This is a genomic window from Leclercia pneumoniae, assembly GCF_017348915.1.
GTDB classification, from domain to species: Bacteria; Pseudomonadota; Gammaproteobacteria; order Enterobacterales; family Enterobacteriaceae; genus Enterobacter; species Enterobacter pneumoniae.
Window position 1 is genome coordinate 548273 of record NZ_CP071383.1, and the last position, 18285, is coordinate 566557.

The following is an 18285-nucleotide window of genomic DNA, read 5'->3' on the forward strand; positions in this document are numbered from 1 at the left end:
TTTGTTTTTAGGGCGCTTTAGAAGCTCACGCCGCCGCCGACATAAGCGCCGTCGATCAGGGTGTGGCCAGGGCGGCCATCTTTGCCGTCAACGCTCACGTGGCGATAGCCCACTTTCAGCGTGACGGGTTTGATTGGCGTCCAGCTTACGCCACCGTTGGCTTCAACGTAGTTCTTCACGCTGTTGTTCAGCCCTTCCGGTGCGGCATACCCTTCACCGAAAACGTGGATGCTGTCAGTCAGCGCCACGTTTACGCCACCGCCAATCGGGAACGCAACGCCGTTATCGCCTTTTTTCGGGCCGATGTAGATCGCTTTTGCGCCTGCGTTCAGCATGACCGGACCCACTTCCAGGTTATAACCTGCGCCTACGCCACCGGTCTGCGTACCGTCGTCAGTGTTTTTCAGCCAGTTGCTTTCGGCATAGAGGCCGGACGAGGATTTACCCATTTCCAGATTGAGGTTGGTGTAGTTTTTACCCTGCTCAATGCTGCCGCCCATCGCCAGTGCGGAACCTGATACCGCAGTCATCGCGGCAAGAATAAAAATATTCAGTTTTTTCATGTGGTTTTCCTCGTCATCAAATTAATCTGAGGGCACCATAGCAAGCGATGTTTATGACTGCAAATGTGATGGTGATCGAGGTTTTATGCTGTTTTTGTTAATGGATTAACCTTTTTGTGTTTGTAAAAGGTTGGTTTGTTCTGGCGTCAATGCGTAATGGTTCGGCGTTTAGTCCAGGTTTAATTTTTTTCTAAACGGACATTGAACAGGGAAGGAATAGTGATTCGGGACGCATTAATTAAGCCGCTAATAATTTCTATAAAGTGTTTCATTTGTCATATATAACAACGTAAGTTTACATTTCTTTGGTTAAAATCAACTCACTATTTTGTCACCTCTACGTATAGATAGTGCGAATATTGGACGCAGATTTCATTTGGCCAAAAATTGCGTGTAAAACGTTTGTGAGTCTTAGGTTGTATAAGCCGGTTTATTGTCTTTTTAAATTCTGATCGCGATCGCAAATGAAACTCTCCTTATCCATTTACTCGAAAACAGGCAGTACATACACTTTTTGCAGGATGTCATTATTGGCAAGGAGCGTCCATGTATTACCGGAACGACGTCATCAGTTATTTGCAGTCTAATAAGATTCTCGCAGTGAAACTTGATCATGCGGTTGCAGGCGTAAAGATGGCGGTAACGAATCAAATCGAAACAATGGGTGCCGGTGCAACGCGGGCATTATATTACACATCATGCTTTACGGATGAGTATCAGGATGTGTGTAAAAGACAGCAAACTGAAGACCGGAGATTTTTATATGGAGTAGTTAATCTTTTGCAACGAAAAGATGTTGTTTATGAATTGCTCAAAGTATATTTTGAGGAAATATTTAAAAATAAAACTGCTGAACAATTAGACAGAATCAAAAAGATGTTGATGGCTGCGAATGTTCATATTGCTGCTAGCTCTCTTTCCAGAGTCGGGTTCGCATTAGCTACGGCAACCTCCGTCGCTGTGGGCATGGGTCTTCGACTTGAAATGAGTGTCCTTGTAGGACGTATAGCTGGTATAGCTACAGTGGGGGTGAGTCTATATGGCATTGTTCAAAAGGCCGCCGATAGCGCTCGTAGACTCGAATTCTCTTGTCCTGCTTATTACGCGACATTATATACGCAAGAGTTAGAAATGATGTATTTCTTGATTGAACCTCTATTTCAGCGTGCGGGTGCATTAAAAGCACATTGGGCTTCAGACGAGGAAGTTGCAGATATCATTGTAAGGATGATTCGGTAGGACAATGATATACATTAAAAGAATGCTCCTTTGGTTAGGTCGACAACTGTTTGCATTATATGCGCCACAATTATGTGTGATCGTGTTTGCATTGTCATATATACATTTTTTTCGCGAGGGCCCACTCTGGCCTATTGGTCTCTTTGCGATTTTAATAATTTATATATTTGCACGTTATGTAAAGTGGTAAAGCGTTAACCTTCAACATTTTACTAAGGAAATAATATGTCTGCCCCCGCACACTTATGGCTAGAAGATGAAAACGGCTCTCCCATTGTCGGTAGCTGTTTAATGCCTCTGCGCTTAGGCTCCATTGAATTAAAGTCTTTCTCTCACAGCGTAACCATTCCCGTTGATCCCAACTGGGGCAAGCTCACCAGTACACGGGTTCACAGCCCTATTATTGTCGTCAAAGAGTTCGACCAGACAACCCCGATCCTTTATCGCGCGGTGTGTGAGGGGCGCACGTTGAAGAGAGCAATCTTCAGGATGTACCGTATTCTGGAGTCCGGCATTGAGGCTGAATATTTCACTATCACGCTGGATAACGTAAAGCTGATAACGGTTTCGCCGTACCTGTCGCCTAATGGTCTGAGCAGCACGCACCTGGAGACGCTGGAATTACGTTATGAGTCGATAACCTGGAAGTATACGGAAGGCAATATTATCTATCGCGATAGGTGGAACGCTCAATGTATAAGCTAGTGCCCCTCTGCAAAGGGAGAAGGGCACTAGTGTGTTTACTTACGCAGCCCCGCAAATGCCGCCCGAATCTCCTCTTCCGGCAGCGCAATGCCAATAAACACCATCACGCTGTGCGGCGCTTCTTCGCCCCAGGGTCTGTCCCAGTCGGCGCTATAGAGTCGCTGCACGCCCTGGAACAGCAGACGGTTCGGCTCCCCGTCGATCCATAGCATGCCTTTATAGCGCAGCAGCTTGTCCGCGAACGACAACAGCAGGTTCTCCATCACTCGGGAGACTTCGCTGATATCCACCGGGTAATCCAGTTCTACCACAATCGACGAGACGTCATTTTGCTTGTCGCCCATAAAGTGAAAGCGCGGTTTTGAGGTGACGTTCTCTTCCAGCATAAAGCCGTTGGTGTTGAACAGTTGTGCCAGGTCAATATCGCCGTGCGTCACGGTGTAAATCGGGGCGCGTGAGTTAATGCGCGTCAACCGCTCGCGCAGTTTCTCGCTGTCGCCTGCCACGTCGGTTTTGGTGAGCAGGATACGGTCCGCGTAGCCTACCTGCGACTGGGCGATGGTGAACTGGTTCATCTGCTCGTCGGCATGCACTGCATCCACCAGAGCGATCACCCCGTCGAGCAGATAGCGCTGGCAGAGGATCTCATGCGAGAAGAAGGTCTGGATAATCGGGCCGGGATCGGCCATGCCGGTGCACTCAATCACCAGGCGGTCGAAGTCGATCTCCCCGCGATCGCGGCTATCGAGTAGATCCAGCAGGGCGTCTTCGAGTTCGTTAGAGCGGGTGCAGCAGATGCAGCCGTTGGTGAGGGTTTTGATCTGGGTGGCGCGATCGCCAATCAGTTGATCGTCAACGGACACTTCACCAAATTCGTTCTCGATGACGGCGATTTTGAAACCGTGCTGTTCGTTGAGGATGTGGCGCAGCAGGGTCGTTTTACCGGCGCCAAGAAAGCCGGTGAGCAGAGTAACGGCAATCGGGGTCATGGTCTCTCCTTTAGCAGCAGCGAACGCCGCCTTCTCCACTTCCGCCGTAGCGCGCTTCTTGTCGCTCGCGGAAGAATTCGGTGTAGGTCATGTACGGCTTATCCGGGTGGTTGGTCTTCATATGTTCAACGTAGTTGTCATAGTCCGGAATGCCAATCAGCATTTTCGCCGCCTGACCGAGGTATTTTTTTGCTTCGCCTAAATTACCAAACATTATGCCTTCCAGACAAAAAAGCCCGGCGAGGGAGAAAAGAGCGCGCCGGGCAGTCCCCTCTCCCTTGAGGGAGAGGGTTAGGGTGAGGGGGAAGGTTTAATGGTGTGAAGAGGTCTTCACGCCGCCTTCCGGTACCGGCACGTATGGGGTCTCTTTATCCGTACGACCGTCGGTATTACGCACTTTCATCCAGGTTTTGATGCCGTAGAAGATAATGCTATACACCACCACCAGGAACAGAATACTCAGACCTGCGTTGGTATAGTTGTTCACCACGATATGGTTCATGTTGGCAATCTGCTGCGCGGTCAGATCCGCGCCGCCAGCGGCAATCTTCTCTTTGTACTGGTTAGCCATAAAGAAGAAGCCTTCCAGCTGTGGGTTGGAACTGAAGAGCTTCAGGCCCAGCGCCCAGGTCGTGCAGAGCAGCAGCCAGCAGGCCGGTACTACCGTCACCCAGATGTATTTGGTGCGCTTCATCTTCACCAGTACCACGGTGCCAAGCACCAGCGCCACGGCCGCCAGCATCTGGTTAGAGATACCGAACAGCGGCCACAGGCTCTTCACGCCGCCCAGTGGATCGACCACGCCCTGATACAGCAGGTAACCCCACAGACCGACGCAGCCCGCGGTACCCAGAACGCCCGCCACCAGGGAATCGGTTTTCTTCAGGAACGGCACGAAGTTACCGAGTAAATCCTGCAGCATAAAGCGGCCTGCACGGGTACCCGCGTCCAGCGCGGTGAGGATAAACAGCGCTTCAAACAGAATACCGAAGTGGTACCAGAAGCCCATGTCCGCCCACGGCAGCACTTTGTGGAAAACGTGGGCGATACCCACAGCCAGCGTCGGTGCGCCGCCAGCACGGTTCAGTACCGATGGTTCGCCGATGTCTTTCGCGGTCTGCATGATCTGCTCAGGCGAGATCACAAAGCCCCAGGAGCTGACGGTTGCCGCCGCATGTGCGCTGGCCTCTCTCAGCTGCGCCATGATCATTGCGGTATTTTCGCCGCCCATCTCATGCAGGTTTGGCATGGTGATGCCCAGACCGGCTGGCGGGGTGTTCATCGCAAAGTAGAGACCCGGTTCGATAATGGAGGCTGCAACCAGCGCCATGATCGCCACAAAGGACTCCATCAGCATCGCGCCATAACCGATAAAGCGCGCGTCAGTTTCGTTAGCCATCAGCTTCGGCGTGGTGCCGGAAGCGATGAGTGCGTGGAAGCCAGACACGGCGCCACAGGCGATGGTGATAAACAGGAACGGGAACAGCGCCCCCTTCCACAGCGGACCGGTACCATCGATGTACTGGGTGACCGCCGGCATTTTCAGCTCAGGGTTGATGATCACAATCCCGATCGCCAGGCCCACGATAACGCCGATTTTCAGGAAGGTGGCCAGATAGTCACGCGGGGCCAGGATCAGCCAGACCGGCAGCAGGGCGGAGATGAACGCATAGCCAATCAGCGCAAAGGTAATGGTGGTGTCTTTGAAGGTCAGTGCCGGGCCCCAGTAAGGGTCGTGGGCGATGATGCCGCCAAAGTAGATTGAGGCCACCAGCAGCACGATACCAATCACCGACACCTCGCCTACGCGGCCAGGGCGCAGGAAGCGCATGTAAATGCCCATAAAGAGCGCAATTGGTACGGTAGAGCAGACGGTAAAGACGCCCCACGGACTTTCAGCCAGCGCTTTCACCACGATCAGGGCCAGCACCGCGAGGATGATGATCATAATCAGGAAGCAGCCGAACAGGGCGATAGTCCCCGGCACGCGGCCCATCTCTTCTTTGATCATCTCACCCAGCGAGGAGCCGTTACGGCGCGAGGAGATAAACAGCACCATAAAGTCCTGCACCGCGCCTGCCAGCACTACGCCTGCGAGCAGCCAGAGGGTACCCGGCAGGTAGCCCATCTGCGCGGCCAGTACCGGGCCGACCAGCGGACCCGCGCCGGCGATCGCGGCAAAGTGGTGGCCAAACAGCACGTAGCGGTTAGTTGGCACGTAGTTCAGGCCGTCATTATTAATGACCGCCGGGGTAGCGCGCGTAGGGTCGAGCTTCATGACCTTCTGCGCGATGTATAAGCTGTAGTAGCGGTAGGCCACTAAATAGACAGAGACGGAGGCGACCACGATCCACAGGGCGCTAACGTGCTCGCCCCGGCGTAGTGCAACCACTGCCAGACAGAAAGCGCCGAGGATCCCGAGGAGCGCCCAGGGCACGTGCTTAAGTAGTTTTTTGGTATCCATAATAAGACCTGGTTTTTTAGCTGAAAAAAGGGTCAGGGTATGTTGTAGATGTAGTGAGTAATGCTACGGCGATCGTGCCAGATCCCCGCGCGCGTAAAGGACGGTAAATGCGTGAGTGGTTAAATGGGGCGATGAACGGTCAAAAAAGAGGGCGAGCGGTTGAGGCTCGCCGTGTGGGAAGGAGAGAGTGTGATAAGGATCACGCAGCCTGCGGGTCAGGTTTCGGGCGTCAGGTAGCTCTCCAGCGTTTTGACCATCTTTTGCTTAAGCCACGCGGGCTCCAGTACCTGAATATTGGGCAGCCAGTAGAAAATCAGCGGCAGGATCTGATTCTCGTGTGCCGCCATGCAGCGAATAGTGGTGCCCTGAGCGTGATCTTCCAGAATCTCTTGCTGCGGCAGCAAATTGCGGCGGCGAAAGTAGTGCGAGATAGTATTGTTAATAAATATTTTCACTTCGAAAGTATCTTCCGCAACCCACGGGCTAAGGTTCTTTTCCAGCAGCGCTATCGCGTGTTCTTCAGGGCTAAAAGTGGCATTCTGAATATCGAGCCATTTAATCTGGCTTAAAGAAAACGATTTCAAACGGCCATTTTCAGTCGCCTGCAAATACCAGATGTTCTTTTTGTTAATCAGTTTATAGGGGTGAACAGTACGATTTTTGTCTTTATAAACGATCTTGCAAACATTACGATTTTTAATCGATTTCTCAATCGACGGTAAATATCGTCGGATATCGTTTTCGACCGAATGTTCGGCATCATTGTTAAGGATTTGAATATAACTCTCGTCGACGCGTGACTCCAGTTTTTGCCAGAACTCCGTGCCTCTGTCCGGAAAAAAGCTATCGGCATTCAGGAAGTTAGCGATGGTGTGGTGCAACCCCTGTCCGGCTGAGTTTTGTACTGCGTGGATTAAGCGGTATTGTCCGCCTCCGGTATGTTCAACAATAGGGGAGAGCGCATTGAGGTCCCGATAGACTGTCCGCTCAGTAATATTAAATTTGTGCATCAGGGCATGTCGGCTAACCACACCGTGTAAATGCAGCTCCATCAGAATATCGACCAGCCTCTCCGCTGATCGACTCCTGCTCGGAATTGTCATAATAAAGTTCCCGTAAACTAAAGCATTGCTGTGAATTATGCCCACGCTGCTGACAAAATATGTCAGCCGTGTCAATGACATGAAAATTTCTCTTATGGATATATATAACGGCGTGATTTGCGATAAACATTAATGCTTTTTGTGCAGGAGAGGAAAAGAGAGGAAATTTTGCGCTGGTCATCAAAGAATGCCAGCGCAGAGAGGGTTAAAGCGCGGCTTCCAGTGCCATCATGACCGGGTGGAAACGGCGTTTAAAGTAGATGAGCCCGTGGCCCTCTTCAGCCAGGACAATATTTTTGATCACCACCAGATAGACCAGATGGGTACCGATGGTCTGTACCTGGCTGATTTCGCCTTCAAGGCTTGCCAGCGCCCCTTTTAGTAGCGGCTGACCCAGCAGCCCTTTCTGCCAGCAGGAGAGGCTGAACCGCTCTTCCATCGCCATGCCAGTCATCCCGGCGAAGTGGCGGGCCATCAGCTCCTGTTCATGGTTTAGCACGTTAATGCACAGTTTGCCGTTACCCTGAAAGACCGGGTTCATGGCGCTATTGGCATTGAGGCACACCATTACGGACGGTGGCGTATCAGTAACCGAGCAGACCGCCGTCGCGGTAATGCCACAGCGTCCCGCCTCACCCTCAGTGGTGACAATGTTGACCGCCGCCGACAGGCTGGCCATCGCGTCGCGAAAACGCAGGCGTTGTTCATCTAATTGCATTGAAACCTCCCGCTGCGTTATTTCAGCAGCTTGTCCAGCATGTTGATATCGGAGTTGTTGTGCAGGTGCGGCACGGTCCAGCCGTGCTGGTCGTACTCGGACATGCAGCGGTCGACCATCGCCATCATCTTGTCCATGTTGCCGGAGCTTTGCGCCTGGCGCAGGCACTGCAGGCGGATCTCATCCTGGCTGCCGGAGTAGTTGATCTCATACAGCTCGTGGCGGCCACCGAATTCGCTGCCGATGGCATCCCACATCAGTTTCAGGATCTTGATGCGCTCGACGTGATCCATACCGTTGGAGCCACGCACGTACTTCGCCAGATACTGGTCGATCTGCGGGTTGTTGAGATCCCGGGCGCTGGACGGCAGGTAGATCAGGCCGCTGGTGACGTTGCGCTCAATAATATTTTTGATTTTGGCGTAGGCCATTGGGGCCATCACGCGGTAGGTCTGGAGCGCCGCGTGGTCCGGCAGGTACGCACCGTTGACCCACGGGGTCGCCTCCGAGCACATGGAGTCGCTCAATGCCCAGAACATGTTGCGCCAGGCCACTACTTCGCCAAGATCGGCCTGCACGCCGCGAAACTCTAGGGTGCCGGTACACTCCAGCGATTTTTTCAGCAGGGCGGTGATGAAATCGAGCTTCACCGCCAGACGTACGCAGGCCTGCAGCGGGTACATGCGGGCAAATCCTCCCTCCATGGTCCAGCGGCGGCAGCGATCGAAATCGCGGTAGATCAGCACGTTCTCCCACGGGATCAGCACATGATCCATCACCAGGATCGCATCGTTCTCGTCGAAGCGGCTGGAGAGTGGATAGTCATACGGCGAGCCGGTGGCACCGGCCACCATCTCGTAGGAGGCGCGGGAGATCAGCTTCACGCCCTCGGCATCCATCGGCGCGACGAACATCAGCGCGAAGTCCGGGTTTTCGCCCATCACCTGTGCGGAGCCAAAGCCGATCATGTTGTAGTGGGTCAGCGCCGAGTTGGTTGCCACCACTTTCGCGCCGCTGACGATGATCCCCGCGTCGGTCTCTTTCTCCAGCTTGATGTAGACATCTTTAACCTCGTCCGCCGGTTTGTGGCGGTCGATCGGCGGGTTGACGATGGCGTGGTTAAAGTACAGGCCGGTCTCCTGAATGCGGGTGTACCAGTTACGGGCGTTCTGCTCGAACTGGCCGTAGAACGCCGGGTTAGCCCCCAGCGCGCAGCCGAAAGCCGCTTTGTAGTCAGGCGTGCGGCCCATCCAGCCGTAGCTCAGGCGGGACCACTCGGCGATGGCATCACGCTGCTGGCGCAGGTCATCGGCGCTTTTCGCCACCCGGAAGAATTTGTGGGTGTAACCGCCGCTGCCGGTGTCGGTGCCCCAGCAGAGGGTATCCTGCATCTCAGGCTTGTGCAGCGCGTCGTACATCTGTGCGATAGACGCCGCCGCGTTACGAAATGCCGGATGGGTAGTGACGTCTTTAACGCGTTCGCCGTAGATATAAATCTCGCGGCCATCCTGCAGGCTTTTTAAATACTCTTCGCCGGTGAGCGGGCGTTTGGCATCGGCGCGGAAATCTTCAGGCTTCATAGGGACCTCGTATCGGAAGATGTTTGTTAAATTTATGTTTTGTTTTTGTTGTTTAATTGAAGCTTGAGAGGGAGGGAACGTGAAGGGACGATTGGGACAACGGCGGGTACTTTTCGGGTGAGATCGGGTTTTGTGATCGCTGTCCCCTCACCCTAACCCTCTCCCCAAAGGGAACAGTTACACCCTCTCCCCTTTGGGGAGAGGGCCGGGGTGAGGGGTAACCGGTACTTTCTGCGCCCGATACGCGCTCGGTGAACACCCAACTAACCGATTGAAAAATCTAGCAAAATAGGCCGGGTCTTTAAAGCCGAGCTTCCAGGCCACCTCGTTCACCGCGCTGTCGGAAAAAAGCAGCAGCCGTCTGGCCTCGCGCAGCTGACGGTCGAAGATCAGCCGTTTTGGCGGGCGGTTGGCGAAGCGGCGGCAGATATCCGTCAGGCGCGATCCGGTGAGATGCAGCTCGCTGGCGTATTCCGGCACCGTCCAGTGCTGGTGGTAATGCGCGTCAATCAGCTGGGTAAAGCGCTGGAAAAGCTTTAGCTCGCCCCGCATGCCGCTTGAAGCATGGTCGTCGAGCTTCGCGTTGCGCAGCAGCAACGTAAAGACCGCCTGGGCTAAAAGTACCAGCGTATGCTCGCGGCCGGGCAGCTGCGCGGTGGATTCGCGCTTTATCAACTGCCAGTAGTGTTTTAGCGCCAAAAGCTCGTCCGGTTTATCGGCCAGCGAGAGGCAGATCCCCGGCAGGCCGAACGCCTCCCGGGTGCCGGGATAGAGCACCTCCAGCAGCGGCCAGATCAGATCCTCGCGTACCGTCAGCACGTGGCCGTCGCTGTCCGATTCGGTGATGAACGCATGTGGCACAGACGGCGGCGTGAGGACAAACAGCGGGGCCTGCACCGAGTAGCGGTGATCGTCAAGCTGCAGCTCAATCTGTCCAGTATCGAGAAAGTGCATCTGAAAATACTGGTCGTGCCGGTGCGCCTGCATGTCGCGGCCAAAGAAGGCCGCCATGCGAGAAAACGACTGATAGTGCACATCGTCGGTGCCCAGGCTTTCGTCATACTCTTTGCTGATATCAATGTTGGCGATAGGGCTCTGGCACATGGTCGTTCCTCTGTTGATCCTGCTGCGTCATCGGAATACGGGTCAGCACGAGCGCGCCAACCACCAGCAGCCCGGCGACAAACCACAAACCTGAGCTAAAGCTGCCGGTCGCGTCGCGCAGAATGCCGATCAGCAGCGGACTGACGGCCGATCCGACGTTACCGATGGCGTTGATCACCGCCAGCGCCACCGCCCGGGACTGCAGGCTAATGACCCGATCCGGGGTGGTCCAGAAGATCGCCATAGCGGTAAAGGATCCGGTTGAGGCCATAATGATGCCAAGCAGCTGGATCAGGCCGTGATCCGTTGCGGAGGCCAGCATCCAGCCCGCCGCGGCGAACAGGTACGGCAGGATGGTGTGCTTTTTTCGCTCTTTTAGCCTGTCGGAGCGGCGGCTCCACCAGATCATCCCGAGGATGGTACAGAACTGGGGGATCGCCGCCAGCAGGCCGATCACGATATTGCTGCTGCCAGTGTTGAAGCTCTGGAGGATCTGCGGCGTCCAGATGTTGATGGCGCTCAGGGTGTTGGTCAGACAGAAGTAGGCCAGCGTGTAGAGCAGCACCGCCGGGGTTAACACCTCGCGCAGCGTCGAGCGCGGGGTGGAAGGGTGCGCAATGGCCAGCTCCTGCTCACGGGCGATCATTGTTTTCAGCGCCCGCTTTTCGTCCTCGTCCAGCCAGCTCGCCTGGTCCGGTGTGTCGTTAAGATAAAACCAGGTCACCACCCCGAGCACCACGGAGGGCAGCCCCTCCAGCAGGAACAGCCACTGCCAGCCTTTCAGGTTCCACAAGCCGTCCATCGCCAGAATATAGCCGGAGAGGATCGAGCCGAGCATCATGGTGACCGGCATAGCGATCATAAACAGCGCGTTGGCGCGGGCGCGATGGTATGCCGGGAACCACCAGGTAAGATAGACCAGGATCCCCGGCAGGAAGCCGGCTTCGGCAATCCCCACCAGCATGCGCAGGCCGTAGAGGGTTTCCGGGCTGGTGGCGAACATCGTACAGGTGGAGGCGATGCCCCATACCACCATGATGCTGGCGATCCAGCGGCGCGCACCTACCTTCGCCAGCATGATGTTGCTCGGGATCCCGCACAGGACATAGGTGACGTAAAACAGCGTGGCGGCCAGGCCAAACATGGTAGAGGTCAGGCCCAGATCCTTGCCCATCGTCAGCCCGGCAAAGCCGATGTTGATGCGGTCAAGGAAGGAAAAGACAAACAGAATAAAGAGAAACACGATCAAACGACGGAACAGCTTGTTAATGGCACGATGTTCAACGGCTTTTTCATCTTGCAGGGTAGAGGTCGTCATGCTGCGCTCCTGATCTTACCTTTAGTAGACGGATTTATTGTTATTTACTGACGTAACCGGTTTATCGATAAAGCGTGCGGCCAGCGCTTCGGCGCTGCGGGCGAGTAGAGTAGTGTCGACGCCAACCGCGACGAACAGCGCCCCGAGCTCGAGATAGCGTTTTGCCAGCGCCTCGTTCGCCATCAGAATGCCGGGGGCTTTCCCCGCCTCGCGGATTTGCGCGATGGCCCGTTCGATGGCGGCCTGCACCTCGGGGTGTTGCGGGTTACCAGCAAAACCCATGTCGGCGCTGAGATCTGCCGGGCCAATAAACACGCCGTCGACGCCTTCCACGTCGAGGATCTGCGGCAGGTTTTTCAGCGCCTCGCGAGTTTCGATTTGCACCAGTACGCACATGGCGTCGTTGGCCTGTTGCAGGTAATCCGGGATGCGGTTCCAGCGTGATGCCCGCGCCAGCGCGCTGCCGACCCCACGGATACCCGCAGGCGGATAGCGGGTAGCGCTCACCGCCAGACGGGCTTCGTCGGCGTTCTGCACCATCGGCACCAGCAGCGTTTGCGCCCCCACGTCCAGCAGCTGTTTGATCTGCACCGGATCGTTCCATGACGGGCGTACCACCGGCTGGCTGGCATAGGGGGCGATGGCCTGCAGCTGGGTTAAAACCGTCTGCACGCTGTTCGGGGCGTGCTCTCCGTCGATCAGCAGCCAGTCGAAGCCTGCGCCCGCCAGCAGTTCCGCGCTGTAGCTGCTGGTCAGTCCCAGCCACAAACCGATTTGCGGTGTTCCGGCTTTCAGTGCCGTTTTGAATGCGTTTTGCATAGTCGTCTCCTAGACAAAGCGGCAGCTGATGGACCCCATGTTGCCGTAGTCCACGTGGAAGGTGTCGCCCCGGCTGGCGGCAACCGGGCGGGTAAAGGAGCCGCCGAGGATGATCTGGCCGGGTTCAAGCTGAACGTCGTACGGCGCGAGCTTGTTCGCCAGCCACGCCACCCCGTTCGCCGGGTGGTTAAGCACGCCTGCGGCGACGCCGGTCTCTTCGATGACGCCGTTGCGATAGAGCAGAGCGGAGATCCAGCGCAGATCTAGTTCGTCGGGCTTAATTGGGCGGCCGCCGAGGATCACCCCCGCGTTGGCGGCGTTATCGGAGATGGTGTCGAACACCTTGCGCGGGCGCTGGGTTTCAGGATCAACGTTGTGACAGCGGGCGTCGATCAGTTCCAGGGCGGGGATCACGTAGTCCGTGGCGTTGTAGACGTCGAAGATCGTGCAGTTTGGGCCGCGCAGGGGTTTTGCCAGCACGAAGGCCAGCTCCACTTCAATGCGCGGGACGATAAAGCGATCGACGGGGATGTCGCTGCCATCGTGGAAGAACATATCGTCCAGCAGCGCGCCATAGTCCGGCTCGCTAATCTGCGAGCTGGCCTGCATCGCTTTGGAGGTCAGACCGATCTTATGGCCCTTCAGCACGCGGCCCTCGGCAATTTTCAGGCTCACCCATTCGCGCTGAACAGCGTAGGCGTCTTCTATGGTGATCTCCGGATACTCCAGCGAGATCGCGCGGATCTGCTCCCGGGACTGTTCCGCCTGATGCAGGCGGTGGGCGATCAGGGTGTGGGTATGTTTGTCGAGCATGGCGATATCCTGTTGTATTGTTTTCTCCCTCTCCCTGTGGGAGAGGGCCGGGGTGAGGGCGTCAGGCCTCAGAGCTATCCCCTCACCCTAACCCTCTCCCAAAGGGAGAGGGGACTGGCTGTGCCGCTATTATTTAAACAACGCGTGCACGTTGTTTTGCTTGTAATTGAGCGTCGGATGCAGCTCCTCTATTTCAAACGACAGTGCCAGATAGCGTGCTTCCATCAGCCCGGCGAAATGGTCTTTAATCAGCGCAAACAGCATCTCGCCCACCTGTTGACGGCTTTCCAGGCTGCGCCCCGCGCCAATCTTCAGCGTCATGTGCACGAAGGCATAATCGTGTTTCCCGTCGGCCATCTGCCAGGTGTCCAGCCAGTGGGCGCGGCTGCGGATACCGCCGATCGGAAAGATACCCGTGGCGGCCAGCGCCGCGTTCACCCTGGCAAACAGCCCCGGCAGGTCGGCCTGCTCGCGGATGTTGTCGGTACATTCAGCAATAAAGTGCGGCATGATGGCTCCTTACGCGGGCAGCGGGAAAACGGCGTTAACCTGACCGGTACCGGAGCTGGCGAACAGCTCGGTGAGGAACTCCACTTTGCCGTCGTATTTGTCCCAGCCGAGCATCCCCAGCAGCATCACCGTGTCGTGCATGTTGCCCTCGCCGTAGCAGTAATCGGCGTATTCCGGCAGCATGCTGCAAAACTCTTTGAACTGGCCCTCGCGCCACAGCTTGACCACGCGCTCGTCCATCTGACGGTCAAACTCGCGGGTGTAACTGTTCATCCCTTCTTCCGCGCGCTGGTCGTCGATGAAGCGGTGCGAGAGTGAGCCGCTGGCAAGTACCGCCACGGTGCCGTCATATTTTTCGATGGCGCTGACGATGGCCTCGCCGAGCCTGCGGCTGTCGGCAAAATCGTGAACGGTGCAGAACGCCGAAATGGAAACCACTTTGAAGTGCTTATCCGCGTTCATGTAGCGCATTGGCACCAGCGTGCCGTACTCCAGCTTCAGGCTCGGGATGTTGTGCGCTTTGGCGCGCACGCCGAGCTTCACCGCCTCGTCGGCGATCAACTGCCCGAGTTCCGGGTTGCCGTCGTAGTCGTAGGTCATGTCGCGGATAAAGTGCGGCAGCTCGTTGCTGGTGTAGACGCCGGAAAAATGGTCCGCACAGTTAATGTGATAGGCGCTGTTCACCAGCCAGTGGGTGTCGAAGACGATAATGGTATCGACCCCCAGCTCGCGGCAGCGCTTGCTGATCTCTTTATGCCCGTCAATGGCCGACTGGCGGCAGCCGTGGTTTTTGCCCGGCAGTTCGGAAAGGTACATCGACGGCACGTGGGTGATTTTTGCCGCTAACGCTAAGGTGCCCATATCAGATACCCCACTTTGGAATCGGATGGTTGCCCATCGAGATGCAGACGTTTTTCATCTCGGCGAACACTTCAAAGCTGTACTCGCCGCCCTCGCGCCCGGTGCCGGAGGCCTTCACGCCGCCAAACGGCTGGCGCAGGTCGCGCACGTTCTGGGTGTTGACAAACACCATGCCCGCTTCGATGTTGCGCGCCAGGCGCAGCACTTTGCTGACGTCCTGGGTCCAGATATACGACGCCAGGCCGTACTCCACGTCGTTGGCCAGGCGCAGCCCTTCCGCTTCGTCCTTAAACGGCAGCAGGCAGGCCACCGGCCCGAAGATCTCCTCCTGGGCCACCCGCATCCGGTTATCGACATCCGCCAGCACCGTCGGGCGCAGGAAGTTGCCGCCTTTCAGGTGCGCAGGCAGATCGGTGGGTTTATCCGGCCCGCCCGCCAGCAGGGTCGCCCCTTCCTCAATACCGAGGCGGATATAGCCGGAGACTTTTTCCCAGTGCTGGGCGCTAATCAGCGCGCCAACCTGGGTGTTTGGATCGGTCGGGTCGCCCACCCGCAGGCGGCTGGCGCGTTCGGCGAAGCGTTTAACAAATTCCGGGTAGATGCTCTGCTGAATGAAAATGCGCGAACCGGCGGTGCAGCGCTCGCCGTTGATCGAGAAGATGGTGAACAGGGCAGCGTCCAGGGCGCGTTCGATGTCGGCATCGTCAAAAATCAGCACCGGCGATTTGCCGCCCAGCTCCATTGAGTATTTTTTCAGCCCGGCGTTTTTCATGATGTTGCGCCCGGTGGCGGTGCCGCCAGTGAACGAGACGGCACGCACGTCGTGATGGCGCACCAGCGCATCGCCGGCCGTCGCGCCATAGCCCTGCACCACGTTCAGCACCCCCGCCGGGATACCCGCCTCCAGCGCCAGCTCGCCTAAGCGGTCGGCGGTCAGCGGGGAGAGTTCAGACATCTTCAGTACCGCAGTGTTACCCAGCGCCAGGCACGGCGCGACCTTCCAGGTGGCGGTCATAAAGGGCACGTTCCACGGCGAGACCAGCGCGCACACGCCCACCGGCTGCACCAGGGTGTAGTTGAGCATGGTGTCATCGACTGGATAGGTTTTGCCGTTCATCTGCTGGCACACCTCGGCGAAGAACTCGAAGTTGTGCGAGGCGCGTGGGATCAGTACGTTTTTGGTCTGGTGGATCGGCAGGCCGGTGTCGGCGGTCTCCATGGCGGCGATCGCCGGGACGTTCTCGTCGATCAGCTCCCCCAGCCGGCGCATCAGGCGCGCGCGCTCTTTCATCGGCAGGTTGGCCCATTTCGGGAAGGCTTCTTTCGCGGCGGCGACCGCCTGATGGATTTCCGCTTCACCGCCGGAGGCCACTTCCGCTAAGACCTCTCCGGAGGCCGGGTTGGTGGTGTGGAAGTAGTCGCTACCCGCCACGTTTTTGCCGTTGATCCAATGGTTTATCTTTTTCATTTTGTTGTCTCCTCGCTGACAATCCGGTTGACCAGGCGACCTACGCCTTCCACTTCCACCACCACTTCATCGCCCGGGACCACGTCGGAGAGTCCCTTCGGCGTGCCGGTGGCAATCATGTCGCCCGGCTGCAGGGTCATAAATTCACTCAGATACGCGATCAGGAACGGGATGCTGAAGATCAGATCTGCCGTCGTGCCTTCCTGTCGCAGTTCGCCGTTGACGAAGGTGCGCAGGGTGAGGTTGTGCGGATCGGGAATGGCGGCTTTCGGCACGATGTTCGGGCCGATCGGCGTTAGCCCGTCGCGGCTTTTCACCCGCAGGTTGGGGCGGTAGTAGTTTTCGAGATAGTCGCGGATGGCGTAATCGTTGCAGAGGGTGTAGCCCGCAACAAAGTCCATCGCGTCGGCCTCACTGACCTTACGCGCGGTTTTGCCGATGACCACCACCAGCTCCGCCTCATAGTGCATGTACTCGACGTTGTTCGGGCGCACCGACGTCTGGTTATCACCGTTAAGGGTGTTCGGCGCTTTAATAAACACCAGCGGCTCGGTGGGCGGGGTGAAGGCCAGTTCGCTGGCGTGATCGGCGTAATTCAGCCCGAGGGCAAACAGCGTGGCATGCGGGGGGGTGGCCGGTGTAATGGCGACGTCGCGCTCATCCACTACCGGGTTTTCCAGCGGCGGGAAACCTTCAGCCAGAATGCGCACGCGATCGCCGGGACGGATCTCGGCGCGGGTGTGCGGGGTACCCAGCAGAATGGCGTCACCGGGTTGGAGGGTGGCGAATTCGCTCAGGGCGCTCAGCAGTTCGGCGGCATTGCGCTCGAGATCGCCGGTGTTCCAGTGGTCAGCTTCGCGGCCATTGATTTCGGTGATGATGTTCAGGTTATCGATATTATCAACGTCGGCCAGTTCACCGAGCGGGCAAAAGCCGTCGCGGCATTTCGCCTTGATGGCCGGGCGGTAAAAGCTCTCTTCCGGCAGGCTCACGTCGTTCGCCAGCGCATAACCGGCGATGTAGTGCTGCGCCTCGTCTACCCGCACGCGGCTGGCGGTTTTGCCAACAATCAACGCAACCGTCGCCCCGCTCAGCACCTTTTCACCGGCGGGGTGGGGGATCGGCTCACCGGCCTGAATCACCGTATTGTGCGGTTTGATAAACCATACCGCTGTTTTAGGCGGTGTGTTGTAGGGGGGCTGTCCAAATTTCTCTTGCCAGGCGGCAAGCTGGCTGCGGTGGTTGAGGGCGACTGCGAAAACCGTACCTTTCATTGCTCTCTCCTCAGGCTCTGTTGCCCGGTTTTGAGTTCGTTAATATATTAATGAATAGGTTTTAGGCTTTCGTTCGGACATTGGCAAACGGAAGTGAAATATTTGTGATATCAATAACAATAAATTTACATATTTATAATAATTGTGTTTATATACAGTGAGTTAATGTTTTTATCTGTTTTCTGGTAGACTTTTTTCTTCACGTGAAGGCGGCAGTCAGAGTCCGTCGGAGACGATTGTTAGCTTGTTAATGATTTTAAGGGAGGTGCTATGCACAACTCACTCACCATTGCTTTGCTTCAGGCCAGGGAAGCGGCGATGGCCTGGTTTCGCCCCATCGTCAAACGCCATAATCTGACGGAGCAGCAGTGGCGCATCGTGCGCGTGCTGGCTGAAAACCCGAATATGGATTTCCACGATCTCGCCTTTCGAACCTGCATTCTGCGCCCCAGCCTGACCGGCATCCTCACCCGGATGGAGAGCGTAGGGCTGGTGTTGCGATTAAAACCGGTGAATGACCAGCGCAAACTCTATGTTTCGCTTACCAAAGAGGGGCAGGCGCTGTACGCCCACGCCCAGGCCGAAGTGGAAGAGGTGTATCAGCAGATCGAGGCGGAATTTACCGCAGAGAAGATGCAGCAGTTGACCGGACTATTGCGGGAGTTTATTGCGCTGGGTCAGCAGCGCTCCGCCAGGCAGGATGAAGAGTAAATTCTGCAAACGATCAGGACGATTTTCGTAAAGTTTTCCCTTACCA

General features: G+C 56.4%; 18 protein-coding genes. 3 read left to right on the forward strand and 15 right to left on the reverse strand.

From position 1 onward, the window contains the following. Positions 1 to 17 precede the first annotated feature (17 nt). Positions 18 to 563, reverse strand: coding sequence for a YfaZ family outer membrane protein (locus JZ655_RS02565; protein WP_207292926.1), 546 nt, complete (start codon positions 561 to 563; stop codon positions 18 to 20). A 546-nt stretch (positions 564 to 1109) separates the two neighbouring features. Here JZ655_RS02565 and JZ655_RS02570 point away from each other — a divergent pair. Beyond that, positions 1110 to 1802, forward strand: coding sequence for a hypothetical protein (locus JZ655_RS02570; protein WP_207292927.1), 693 nt, complete (start codon positions 1110 to 1112; stop codon positions 1800 to 1802). 225 nt (positions 1803 to 2027) lie between these two features. Further along, positions 2028 to 2507, forward strand: coding sequence for an Hcp family type VI secretion system effector (locus JZ655_RS02575; protein ID WP_207292928.1), 480 nt, complete (start codon positions 2028 to 2030; stop codon positions 2505 to 2507). 35 nt (positions 2508 to 2542) lie between these two features. Here the strand turns inward: JZ655_RS02575 and yjiA are convergent, their stop codons facing one another. From yjiA to hpaG, 14 genes are all read right to left on the reverse strand, one after another. Continuing rightward, positions 2543 to 3496, reverse strand: coding sequence for a GTPase (yjiA, locus tag JZ655_RS02580; RefSeq protein ID WP_207292929.1), 954 nt, complete (start codon positions 3494 to 3496; stop codon positions 2543 to 2545). A gap of 10 nt (positions 3497 to 3506) precedes the next feature. After that, positions 3507 to 3710 (reverse strand): YbdD/YjiX family protein, encoded by a 204-nt coding sequence (locus JZ655_RS02585; protein ID WP_003856610.1) that lies wholly within the window; start codon positions 3708 to 3710, stop codon positions 3507 to 3509. A gap of 96 nt (positions 3711 to 3806) precedes the next feature. Beyond that, positions 3807 to 5960 carry a carbon starvation CstA family protein gene (locus JZ655_RS02590; RefSeq protein ID WP_207292930.1) on the reverse strand — a complete coding sequence of 718 codons (2154 nt, stop codon included), beginning with the start codon at positions 5958 to 5960 and terminating at the stop codon, positions 3807 to 3809. A 215-nt stretch (positions 5961 to 6175) separates the two neighbouring features. Beyond that, positions 6176 to 7063: a helix-turn-helix transcriptional regulator gene (locus tag JZ655_RS02595; RefSeq protein WP_207292931.1), complete on the reverse strand. Its 888-nt coding sequence runs from the start codon at positions 7061 to 7063 to the stop codon at positions 6176 to 6178. Positions 7064 to 7268: 205 nt separating this feature from the next. Then, positions 7269 to 7781, reverse strand: coding sequence for a 4-hydroxyphenylacetate 3-monooxygenase reductase subunit (locus tag JZ655_RS02600; RefSeq protein ID WP_207292932.1), 513 nt, complete (start codon positions 7779 to 7781; stop codon positions 7269 to 7271). A 17-nt stretch (positions 7782 to 7798) separates the two neighbouring features. After that, on the reverse strand, positions 7799 to 9361 hold the full coding sequence (gene hpaB / locus JZ655_RS02605; RefSeq protein ID WP_033144556.1) for a 4-hydroxyphenylacetate 3-monooxygenase, oxygenase component: 1563 nt from the start codon (positions 9359 to 9361) through the stop codon (positions 7799 to 7801). A gap of 177 nt (positions 9362 to 9538) precedes the next feature. Then, a complete protein-coding gene (hpaA, locus tag JZ655_RS02610; RefSeq protein ID WP_207292933.1) occupies positions 9539 to 10465 on the reverse strand; it encodes a 4-hydroxyphenylacetate catabolism regulatory protein HpaA in 927 nt (308 codons plus the stop codon). Next, complete coding sequence (gene hpaX / locus JZ655_RS02615) at positions 10437 to 11783, reverse strand: 4-hydroxyphenylacetate permease (RefSeq protein WP_207292934.1); 1347 nt, start codon at positions 11781 to 11783, stop codon at positions 10437 to 10439. Before hpaX ends, hpaA begins: the two co-directional genes overlap by 29 nt. Before the next feature lie 21 nt (positions 11784 to 11804). Next, positions 11805 to 12602, reverse strand: a complete 798-nt coding sequence (gene hpaI / locus JZ655_RS02620) for a 4-hydroxy-2-oxoheptanedioate aldolase (protein ID WP_046886498.1) — start codon at positions 12600 to 12602, stop codon at positions 11805 to 11807. 9 nt (positions 12603 to 12611) lie between these two features. Beyond that, positions 12612 to 13415, reverse strand: a complete 804-nt coding sequence (gene hpaH / locus JZ655_RS02625) for a 2-oxo-hept-4-ene-1,7-dioate hydratase (RefSeq protein ID WP_015572593.1) — start codon at positions 13413 to 13415, stop codon at positions 12612 to 12614. A gap of 129 nt (positions 13416 to 13544) precedes the next feature. Beyond that, positions 13545 to 13925: a 5-carboxymethyl-2-hydroxymuconate Delta-isomerase gene (locus JZ655_RS02630; RefSeq protein ID WP_040077311.1), complete on the reverse strand. Its 381-nt coding sequence runs from the start codon at positions 13923 to 13925 to the stop codon at positions 13545 to 13547. 9 nt (positions 13926 to 13934) lie between these two features. Next, positions 13935 to 14786, reverse strand: a complete 852-nt coding sequence (hpaD, locus tag JZ655_RS02635; RefSeq protein WP_040077310.1) for a 3,4-dihydroxyphenylacetate 2,3-dioxygenase — start codon at positions 14784 to 14786, stop codon at positions 13935 to 13937. A gap of 1 nt (position 14787) precedes the next feature. Beyond that, the gene (gene hpaE, locus JZ655_RS02640) at positions 14788 to 16254 is read right to left on the reverse strand and encodes a 5-carboxymethyl-2-hydroxymuconate semialdehyde dehydrogenase (RefSeq protein ID WP_046886500.1); all 1467 of its coding nucleotides are present in this window, start codon (positions 16252 to 16254) and stop codon (positions 14788 to 14790) included. After that, positions 16251 to 17528, reverse strand: coding sequence for a 4-hydroxyphenylacetate degradation bifunctional isomerase/decarboxylase (hpaG, locus tag JZ655_RS02645; protein WP_207292935.1), 1278 nt, complete (start codon positions 17526 to 17528; stop codon positions 16251 to 16253). The genes hpaE and hpaG overlap by 4 nt, the downstream gene beginning before the upstream one ends. A gap of 270 nt (positions 17529 to 17798) precedes the next feature. Between hpaG and hpaR the strand changes: the two genes are divergently transcribed. After that, complete coding sequence (gene hpaR / locus JZ655_RS02650; RefSeq protein WP_207292936.1) at positions 17799 to 18239, forward strand: homoprotocatechuate degradation operon regulator HpaR; 441 nt, start codon at positions 17799 to 17801, stop codon at positions 18237 to 18239. The last annotated feature ends 46 nt before the right edge of the window (positions 18240 to 18285 follow it).

Excerpts from the sequence above, each read along its gene's own strand:
- JZ655_RS02565 (WP_207292926.1), bottom strand. The coding sequence starts at position 563 with ATGAAAAAACTGAATATTTTTATTCTTGCCGCGATGACTGCGGTATCA.
- JZ655_RS02570 (WP_207292927.1), top strand. The coding sequence starts at position 1,110 with ATGTATTACCGGAACGACGTCATCAGTTATTTGCAGTCTAATAAGATT.
- JZ655_RS02575 (WP_207292928.1), top strand. The coding sequence starts at position 2,028 with ATGTCTGCCCCCGCACACTTATGGCTAGAAGATGAAAACGGCTCTCCC.
- yjiA (WP_207292929.1), bottom strand. The coding sequence starts at position 3,496 with ATGACCCCGATTGCCGTTACTCTGCTCACCGGCTTTCTTGGCGCCGGT.
- JZ655_RS02585 (WP_003856610.1), bottom strand. The coding sequence starts at position 3,710 with ATGTTTGGTAATTTAGGCGAAGCAAAAAAATACCTCGGTCAGGCGGCG.
- JZ655_RS02590 (WP_207292930.1), bottom strand. The coding sequence starts at position 5,960 with ATGGATACCAAAAAACTACTTAAGCACGTGCCCTGGGCGCTCCTCGGG.
- JZ655_RS02595 (WP_207292931.1), bottom strand. The coding sequence starts at position 7,063 with ATGACAATTCCGAGCAGGAGTCGATCAGCGGAGAGGCTGGTCGATATT.
- JZ655_RS02600 (WP_207292932.1), bottom strand. The coding sequence starts at position 7,781 with ATGCAATTAGATGAACAACGCCTGCGTTTTCGCGACGCGATGGCCAGC.
- hpaB (WP_033144556.1), bottom strand. The coding sequence starts at position 9,361 with ATGAAGCCTGAAGATTTCCGCGCCGATGCCAAACGCCCGCTCACCGGC.
- hpaA (WP_207292933.1), bottom strand. The coding sequence starts at position 10,465 with ATGTGCCAGAGCCCTATCGCCAACATTGATATCAGCAAAGAGTATGAC.
- hpaX (WP_207292934.1), bottom strand. The coding sequence starts at position 11,783 with ATGACGACCTCTACCCTGCAAGATGAAAAAGCCGTTGAACATCGTGCC.
- hpaI (WP_046886498.1), bottom strand. The coding sequence starts at position 12,602 with ATGCAAAACGCATTCAAAACGGCACTGAAAGCCGGAACACCGCAAATC.
- hpaH (WP_015572593.1), bottom strand. The coding sequence starts at position 13,415 with ATGCTCGACAAACATACCCACACCCTGATCGCCCACCGCCTGCATCAG.
- JZ655_RS02630 (WP_040077311.1), bottom strand. The coding sequence starts at position 13,925 with ATGCCGCACTTTATTGCTGAATGTACCGACAACATCCGCGAGCAGGCC.
- hpaD (WP_040077310.1), bottom strand. The coding sequence starts at position 14,786 with ATGGGCACCTTAGCGTTAGCGGCAAAAATCACCCACGTGCCGTCGATG.
- hpaE (WP_046886500.1), bottom strand. The coding sequence starts at position 16,254 with ATGAAAAAGATAAACCATTGGATCAACGGCAAAAACGTGGCGGGTAGC.
- hpaG (WP_207292935.1), bottom strand. The coding sequence starts at position 17,528 with ATGAAAGGTACGGTTTTCGCAGTCGCCCTCAACCACCGCAGCCAGCTT.
- hpaR (WP_207292936.1), top strand. The coding sequence starts at position 17,799 with ATGCACAACTCACTCACCATTGCTTTGCTTCAGGCCAGGGAAGCGGCG.